Source organism: Sphaerisporangium rufum (assembly GCF_016863395.1).
Classification (GTDB): Bacteria; Actinomycetota; Actinomycetes; order Streptosporangiales; family Streptosporangiaceae; genus Sphaerisporangium; species Sphaerisporangium rufum.
The window spans coordinates 25,757-34,374 of sequence record NZ_BOOU01000091.1 but is presented as its reverse complement, the minus strand read 5'-3'; the positions used below and the strand labels follow the sequence as shown (position 1 = coordinate 34,374).

Annotated in this window: 6 protein-coding genes; all 6 read left to right on the top strand. The window is 71.9% G+C overall.

Going from position 1 to position 8,618, the window contains the following annotated elements:
- The first annotated feature begins 126 nt into the window (after nt 1-126).
- The 6 genes from dnaK to Sru01_RS31105 all read left to right on the top strand — a co-directional run bounded on the left by dnaK (nt 127) and on the right by Sru01_RS31105 (nt 8,521).
- On the top strand, nt 127-2,013 hold the full coding sequence (gene dnaK, locus Sru01_RS31130; protein ID WP_203993241.1) for a molecular chaperone DnaK: 1,887 nt from the start codon (nt 127-129) through the stop codon (nt 2,011-2,013).
- Nucleotides 2,010-2,678 (top strand): nucleotide exchange factor GrpE, encoded by a 669-nt coding sequence (gene grpE, locus Sru01_RS31125; RefSeq protein ID WP_203993239.1) that lies wholly within the window; start codon nt 2,010-2,012, stop codon nt 2,676-2,678. The genes dnaK and grpE overlap by 4 nt, the downstream gene beginning before the upstream one ends.
- Before the next feature lie 35 nt (nt 2,679-2,713).
- Nucleotides 2,714-3,889: a molecular chaperone DnaJ gene (gene dnaJ, locus Sru01_RS31120; RefSeq protein WP_203993236.1), complete on the top strand. Its 1,176-nt coding sequence runs from the start codon at nt 2,714-2,716 to the stop codon at nt 3,887-3,889.
- A gap of 20 nt (nt 3,890-3,909) precedes the next feature.
- A complete protein-coding gene (locus Sru01_RS31115; RefSeq protein ID WP_203993234.1) occupies nt 3,910-4,257 on the top strand; it encodes a heat shock protein transcriptional repressor HspR in 348 nt (115 codons plus the stop codon).
- Between the two features lie 189 nt (nt 4,258-4,446).
- On the top strand, nt 4,447-7,026 hold the full coding sequence (clpB, locus tag Sru01_RS31110) for an ATP-dependent chaperone ClpB (RefSeq protein WP_203993259.1): 2,580 nt from the start codon (nt 4,447-4,449) through the stop codon (nt 7,024-7,026).
- Nucleotides 7,027-7,123: 97 nt separating this feature from the next.
- Nucleotides 7,124-8,521 carry a hypothetical protein gene (locus tag Sru01_RS31105; protein WP_203993232.1) on the top strand — a complete coding sequence of 466 codons (1,398 nt, stop codon included), beginning with the start codon at nt 7,124-7,126 and terminating at the stop codon, nt 8,519-8,521.
- Nucleotides 8,522-8,618 lie beyond the last annotated feature (97 nt).

The window sequence follows — 8,618 nt, the reverse complement described above, 5'->3', positions numbered from 1 at the left end:
AGACAACGCGGAATAGTTCGGGGTCGCATAGGGTTGAGCCAGTCAGACTCAACTCGCTTGACAACGGGTCCGGCGAGGTCCAACATTGAGTCACACCGACTCAACTTTGACTACAAGGACGTACTAATGGCACGTGCGGTAGGTATCGACCTGGGGACGACCAACTCCGTCGTCTCGATCCTCGAGGGCGGTGAGCCCACGGTCATCGCCAACGCTCAGGGCTCGCGGACCACTCCGTCCGTCGTGGCCTTCGCGAAGAACGGCGAGGTGCTCGTCGGTGAGGTGGCGAAGCGGCAGGCCGTCACCAACGTCGACCGCACCATCCGTTCGGTCAAGCGCGAGATGGGCACGAACTGGACCGTCGAGATCGACGGTAAGAAGTTCTCCCCCCAGCAGATCAGCGCCTTCGTCCTGCAGAAGCTGAAGACGGACGCGGAGGCCTACCTCGGCGAGAAGATCACCGATGCGGTGATCACCGTTCCGGCGTACTTCAACGACGCCCAGCGCCAGGCGACCAAGGAGGCCGGCACGATCGCGGGGCTGAACGTCCTGCGCATCATCAACGAGCCGACCTCGGCCGCGCTGGCCTACGGCCTGGACAAGGACAAGGACCAGACCATCCTGGTCTTCGACCTCGGTGGCGGCACCTTCGACGTGTCACTGCTCGACGTCGGCCAGGAGGACGGCCACGGGTTCGTCGAGGTGAAGGCCACCAGCGGTGACAACCACCTGGGCGGCGACGACTGGGACCAGCGGGTCGTCGACGAGCTGGTCACCCGGTTCAAGAACGCGCACGGCGTCGACCTGTCCAAGGACAAGATGGCGCTCCAGCGGCTCCGCGAGGCGGCGGAGAAGGCCAAGATCGAGCTGTCCGCGCAGACCGAGACCTCGATCAACCTGCCCTACATCACCGCCTCCGCCGAGGGCCCGCTGCACCTCGAGGAGAAGCTGACCCGCGCCGAGTTCCAGCGCATCACCGCCGACCTGCTCGAGCGCTGCAAGGGCCCGTTCCACCAGGTCATCAAGGACGCCGGCATCAAGGTCGCCGACATCGCGCACGTGGTGCTGGTCGGTGGGTCCACCCGCATGCCGGCCGTGAGCGAGCTGGTGAAGGAGCTGACCGGCGGCAAGGAGCCGAACAAGGGCGTCAACCCCGACGAGGTCGTCGCCATCGGCGCCGCGCTGCAGGCCGGCGTGCTCAAGGGCGAGGTCAAGGACGTCCTGCTCCTCGACGTCACCCCGCTGAGCCTCGGCATCGAGACCAAGGGCGGCATCTTCACCAAGATCATCGAGCGGAACACCACGATCCCGACCAAGCGGTCGGAGGTCTTCACCACGGCGGAGGACAACCAGCCGTCGGTGCAGATCCAGGTGTTCCAGGGCGAGCGTGAGATCGCGGCCTACAACAAGAAGCTCGCGACCTTCGAGCTGACCGGCATCGCGCCGGCACCGCGCGGCATCCCGCAGATCGAGGTCACCTTCGACATCGACGCCAACGGCATCGTCAACGTCTCCGCCAAGGACCTCGGTACCGGCAAGGAGCAGTCGATGACGATCACCGGTGGCTCGGCGCTGCCGAAGGACGACATCGAGCGCATGATGCGCGAGGCCGAGTCCTACGCCGAGGAGGACAAGAACCGCCGCGAGGAGGCCGAGACGCGCAACAACGCCGACGCGCTCGCCTATCAGACGGAGAAGTTCCTCCGCGAGAACGCCGAGAAGGTCCCCGCCGAGGTCAAGACCGAGGTGGAGGAGTCCCTCGCCGAGCTGAAGAAGACGCTGGAGGGCAGCGACTCGGCCGCCATCCGCGCCGCCGCCGAGAAGCTCGCGACGGTCAGCCAGAAGATGGGTTCGGCCATCTACGCCCAGGGTCAGGCCGCCGAGGGCGCGCCGGGCGAGGGCGGCGCCGCCGGTCCGGGCACGGGTGCGGGCCAGGGCGCCAAGGCCGACGAGGACGTCGTCGAGGCCGAGATCGTCGACGACGAGCCCAAGCGGGAGGGCGGTGCCGCGTGACGTCCCCGAACCCTGGGAGCGAGCACGAGGGCCTGGTGATCCGCGACAACCGGCGTATCGACCCCGAGACCGGCAAGGTCCGCGAGGGGGCGGGCAAGGGGGCCGGGCAGGCCCCGCCCGCCGCCCCGGCGGAGGAGCCCGCGCCGGCCTCCGGGGCGGGCTCCGGGGCGGCCGCCGACCTGGCCGCGCAGCTCGCCGAGCGCACGGCCGACCTGCAGCGGCTCCAGGCCGAGTACGCCAACTATCGCAAGCGCGTCGAGCGCGACCGGGTGGTCGTCCGCGAGCAGGCCGTCGCCGGCGTGCTGGGCGAGTTCCTGCCGGTGCTCGACGACATCGGCCGGGCTCGCGATCACGGTGAGCTCACCGGCGGCTTCGCCAAGGTCAGCGAGGCGCTGGAGACCACGGTGAGCAAGCTGGGCCTGGCCACCTACGGCACCAAGGGCGACCCGTTCGACCCGACGGTGCACGAGGCGCTCATGCACAGCTACTCCACCGAGGTCACCGAGCCCACCTGCGTGGAGATCCTGCAGCCGGGCTACCGGCTCGGCGACCGCGTCCTGCGGCCGGCACGGGTGGCCGTGGCCGAGCCGGAGGAGCCCGCCGCGGGCGGCACCGGTTCCGGGTCCGAGGCGGGGGAGGCCCCGGCCGATCCCGAGGACAATTGAGCGACCGTCCCTGCGGCGTGCGAAGGAAGCGATAGATGAGCACCAAGGACTACCTGGAGAAGGACTATTACGCGGTCCTTGGTGTGTCGAAGACCGCCACCGCCGAAGAGATCAAGAAGGCGTACCGGAGACTGGCCAGGAAGTACCACCCGGACGCCAACCAGGGCAACACCGAGACCGAGGCGAAGTTCAAGCAGGTCTCGGAGGCCTACGACGTCCTGTCCGACGCCAAGCGCCGTAAGGAGTACGACGAGGCGCGGGCGTTGTTCGGGTCGGGTCTCGGCGGCTACGCGGGGGGCGGCGGCGCCCCCCGCGGCGGCGGCTTCCCGTTCGAGTTCGGCGACCTGTTCGGCGGCACGGCGCAGGGCGGCACCGGCGAGCGCATCGGCGACCTGTTCGGCGGGATCTTCAACCGCGGCCAGCGTCCCACCGCCGGCACCACCCGGCCGCGTCGCGGGCAGGACATCGAGTCGGAGGTCACCCTCTCGTTCACCGAGGCGGTGGACGGCACCACGGTGTCGCTCCGGCTGACCAGTTCCTCGGCCTGCGCCGCGTGCAGCGGCACCGGGGCCAAGGCCGGCACCACCCCGCGGGTCTGCCCGACCTGCGAGGGCACCGGAGCCGCCAGCCGCAATCTGGGCAACTTCGCCTTCTCCGAGCCGTGCCGCGACTGCAAGGGCCGCGGCCTGCTCGTGGACGACCCCTGCCCGGTGTGCGAGGGCAGCGGGCGGGGCAGGAGCACCCGCACCTTGCAGGCGCGCATCCCCGCCGGCGTGGCCGACGGCCAGCGCATCCGGCTCAAGGGCAAGGGCGCGCCGGGCGAGAACGGCGGGCCGGCCGGTGACCTGTACGTGCAGATCCATGTCAAGCCGCACCCGGTCTTCGGCCGTTCTGCCGACAATCTGACGATCACGGTTCCGGTCACCTTCACCGAGGCCGCCCTCGGTGCGGAGATCAGGGTTCCGACCCTGCAGGGCATGCCGGTCACGCTGCGGATCCCGGAGGGCACGCCGAACGGCCGCACGTTCCGCGTGCGCGGCCGGGGCGCCGCCCGCAAGGACGGCACCAAGGGTGACCTGCTCGTCACGGTGGAGGTGGCGGTGCCACAGCATCTCGGTGACAAGGAGAGGTCCGCGCTGGAGGAGTTCCGCGCGGTCTCCGACGACGCGGACCCCCGCGCCGATCTGCTCAGACAGGCGAGAAGCGAGTAGCCGGAAGGGAGGCGACGCCGATGGACGCCAAGTTCTTCGACCTGTCCGACGACACTCCGGTGTACGTCATCTCGGTGGCCGCCCAGCTCTCCGGGCTGCACCCGCAGACTCTCCGGCAGTACGACCGTCTCGGCCTGGTCAGCCCGGGCCGGACGGCCGGCCGGGGACGCCTCTACTCGACGCGCGACATCGTGATGCTGCGCGAGGTGCAGCGGCTCTCCCAGGAGGAGGGCATCAACCTCGCGGGCATCAAACGCATCCTCGCCCTGGAGAACGAGAACCTGCGGATGCGCGAGGAGCTCGGCCGGCTCCGTGGCGAGATGGCCATGATCCGCGCGCTGATCCGGTACCAGCTGCCGCCCGCCTGACGCGGCGGGCGGCCGGTACCGGCGCACCACCCCGGCACCGGGCCGCACAGGTGCGGTGCACTCACGCCGAGCCGGCGGCGCCCGCGGGCGCCGCGGGCGCCGGCGACCACATAGCGAAGCGGCGAAGCGGCACCCATCGGGTGAACGGCGAGAGGCCTGTGCCGCGCACGCGAGAAAGGCAAGATGAGCGTGGACTACAAGCTGACGCGAAAGAGCCAGGACGCCCTGTCGGGGGCGGTCCGGCGCGCCGCCGCCGACGGCCACCCGGAGGTCGGCCCGGCACACCTGTTCACCAGCCTGCTCGCCCAGACCGACGGCACGGCCGTGGCCCTGCTGGAGGCGGTCGGCGCGGACTGGAAGCGGTTGCGCGCCGACGCGGAGAAGGAGCTGGAGCAGCTCCCGAAGGCCCAGGGCGCGACGGTGAGCGCGCCGTCCTCCTCGCGGCAGCTCCTGGTGGTGCTGAACACCGCCGCCGCCCGGGCCCGGCAGCTGGAGGACGAGTACGTCTCCACCGAGCATCTGCTGGTCGGCCTGGCCGCCGACGGTGGTCCGGTCGCCCGGCTGCTGAAGGGACAGGGCGCCGGCCCGGCCGCGCTGCTGGACGCCTTCGAGAAGGTCCGCGGACACGCCCGGGTCACCAGCGAGAGCCCGGAGGACACCTACCGCGCCCTGGAGAAGTACGGCGCCGACCTCACCGAGCGCGCCCGGGCCGGCCGGCTGGATCCGGTGATCGGCCGGGACAACGAGATCCGCCGCGTGGTGCAGGTGCTCAGCCGGCGCACCAAGAACAACCCGGTGCTCATCGGCGAGCCCGGGGTGGGCAAGACCGCGGTGGTGGAGGGCCTCGCCCAGCGCATCGTGGCCGGGGACGTCCCGGAGAGCCTGCGCGGCAAGCGCCTGGTCTCGCTGGACCTCGGCGCGATGGTCGCGGGCGCCAAGTATCGCGGCGAGTTCGAGGAGCGGCTGAAGGCCGTGCTCACCGAGATCAAAGAGAGCGAGGGGCAGGTCGTCACCTTCATCGACGAGCTGCACACCGTGGTCGGCGCGGGGGCGGCCGAGGGCGCGATGGACGCGGGCAACATGCTCAAGCCCATGCTGGCCCGCGGCGAGCTGCGGATGATCGGCGCCACCACCCTGGACGAGTACCGCGAGCGCATCGAGAAGGACCCGGCGCTGGAGCGGCGGTTCCAGCAGGTCTTCGTCGGCGAGCCGACCGTCGCCGACACCATCGCCATCCTGCGCGGGCTGAAGGGCCGATACGAGGCGCACCACAAGGTGCAGATCTCCGATGGCGCTCTGGTGGCCGCCGCGACCCTGTCCGACCGCTACATCACCGCGCGCTTCCTGCCGGACAAGGCGATCGACCTGGTCGACGAGGCCGCGAGCCGGCTGCGCATGGAGATCGACTCGCGGCCGGTGGAGATCGACGAGCTGCAGCGGGCCGTGGACCGGCTGAAGATGGAGGAGCTCGCCCTCGCCAAGGAGACCGACGACGCGAGCGTGCAGCGCCTGGCCAAGCTGCGCCAGGAGCTGGCCGACCGGCAGGAGGAGCTCGACGCCCTGGTGGCGCGCTGGCAGCGGGAGAAGGCGGGGCTGAACCGGGTGGGCGAGCTGAAGAAGCAGCTCGACGACGCCCGGTCGGCGGCCGAGCGCGCCCAGCGGGACGGCGACTTCGAGGCCGCCTCCCGCCTGATGTACGGCGACGTGCCCCGGCTGGAGAAGGAGCTCTCCGAGGCCAGCGCGCAGGCGCAGCCGGAGGAGGCCATGGTCAAGGAGGAGGTCGGCGCGGACGACATCGCGCAGGTGATCGCCTCGTGGACCGGCATTCCGGCCGGCCGCCTGCTGGAGGGCGAGACCGCCAAGCTGCTGCGCATGGAGGACGAGCTCGGCGCCCGGCTCATCGGGCAGCACGACGCCGTGCGCGCGGTGTCGGACGCGGTGCGCCGGGCCCGGGCGGGCGTCGCCGACCCCGACCGGCCGACCGGTTCGTTCATGTTCCTCGGTCCCACCGGCGTGGGCAAGACCGAGCTGGCCAAGGCGCTCGCCGAGTTCCTGTTCGACGACGAGCGGGCCATGACCCGTATCGACATGAGCGAGTACGGCGAGAAGCACAGCGTCGCCCGGCTGGTCGGTGCTCCGCCCGGATACGTCGGATACGAGGAGGGTGGCCAGCTCACTGAGGCGGTGCGCCGCCGCCCGTACACCGTCGTGCTGCTGGACGAGATCGAGAAGGCCCACCCGGAGGTCTTCGACATCCTGCTCCAGGTGCTGGACGACGGGCGGCTCACCGACGGGCAGGGCCGCACGGTCGACTTCCGCAACGCGATCCTGATCCTCACCTCCAACATCGGCTCGCAGTACCTGGTCGATCCGGCACTGGACGGCCCGGCCAAGCGCGACAAGGTGCTGCAGTCGGTGCGGGCGTCGTTCAAGCCGGAGTTCCTGAACCGCCTGGACGATGTGATCCTGTTCGACGCGCTCGGCTCGGAGGAGCTGTCGCAGATCGTCGACCTGCAGGTGGCGCGGCTGGCCCGGCGGCTGTCGGACCGGCGGCTCACCCTGACGGTCACCCCGGCGGCCCGCGACTGGCTGGCGCTCACCGGCTACGACCCGCTCTACGGCGCCCGGCCGCTGCGGCGGCTGGTCCAGTCGGCGATCGGCGACAAACTGGCCCGCGGCCTGCTGTCCGGTGAGATCCACGATGGGGACGAGGTGGTCGTCGATCTGGACGCCGCCGGGGACACCCTGACCGTGGAGGGCTCCCGGTAAGGAAATCGCCAGTATTGCGTTAACGCCCTCCCGCCCACCCGGCTCCCTGGCTACGTTCTGTGGTCGTCCCCATACGACTAGTAGCCAGGGAGTCTGCATGCGCACTTCGCTGAACATCAGGGGCGTTCTCACGGTGGCCGCCGTCACCGCCGGTGCCGGTTGGCTGGGAGTGGGTGCGGCACTCGCCTCCACCCCCGGTGACAACCCGGTCCCGTCGCAGGAGTCGTCCAGCACGTCGGTTCCGGCGCCCGCGCCGGCCCCGGCCCCCGCCCCGGCTCCGGCTCCGGCCCCCGCGCCGGCGGACGCCCCCGCCCAGGTGGGTACCCCCGGCCAGGCGCCGGGCACCGCCGGTCAGGGCGACGTGGTCGTGGGCGTGGACCGGACCCAGCTCCCCGACGGCCGCGTGGTGCCGAACGGCGCCCGGCTCGCCCTGTGCGACCTGCCGGTCTTCATGAAGGGCACCGCCCGGGCGAGCGTCCGCACCGACGTCCCGGAGAGCGAGAGCGCTCCGGACAAGGCCGCGGACCCCAAGCCGGTGGCGGCGGACCCGAGCGTGGAGATCAAGCCGGGCGTCGAGATCAAGCCGGCCGAGGGTGCGTCCTCGGGCGTGGAGATCAAGCCCGGTGTGGAGATCAAGCCCACCGACGCCAAGCCCGCCGACGCCGCTAAGCCCGCGGACCCGGCGAAGCCGGCCGACGCGAGCAAGCCGGCCGACGCCGCCAAGCCCGCTGACGCCGCCAAGCCGGCCGACGTGGTCAAGCCCGCCGAGGTCACCAAGCCGGCCGACATCACGCCGGCCGGGGACGCGGCGGAGAACCCGGCGGAGAACCCGGCGGAGAACGCGGTCAAGCCCGTCGAGCCGGCGACCCCGGCCGACGCCGCCAAGCCCGCCGACATCGCCAAGCCGGCCGACATCGCCAAGCCGGCCGACGCCACGGCTCCGGCCGACGCCGCCAAGCCGGCCGACGCGGTCAAGCCGGCCGACGTGACCAAGGCCGACGTGGCAGAGCCGGCGGTGGATGCCGCCAAGCCCGCCACGGACGCGGTCGTGCTGCCCGCGGCGGACGCCCCGGTCGCGGACGCCCCGGTCGCGGACGCTCCCGCTGCGGACGCCCCCGCTGCGGACGCCCCCGCTGCGGACGCCCCGGCGGAGCTGCCGGTCGAGCCGCAGACCGTCCCGGCGGAGGAGGGCACCACGCCGGCTCCGGCGCTCGCCGAGGGCACCCCGGCCGTGACGCCCGCGGACGAGACGGTGGCGGACGAGACGGTGGGCGACGAGCCGGTGGCCGACGAGAAGGCCACCGGCGAGAAGGCCGCGCCAGCCCCGGCCGGCAAGGCCGAGGCCGCGACGACCTCGCCCGAGGCCGTGCAGCCGGCACAGCCGGCACAGCCGGCGCAGCCGGCGCAGCCGGAGAAGTCCGCCGAGACGACCGTGACCACCAAGGTCGAGGTGCCCGCCACCCAGACCGCCGTGTCGGAGACCGCGATCGGCTGACATCCGGCACCGGCCATGGCCGGATTCGGCCATCGGCGACCGTAAGGGCCGTGCCCCGCCAGGGCACGGCCCTTACGGTCGTCCGGGCCAACTACCG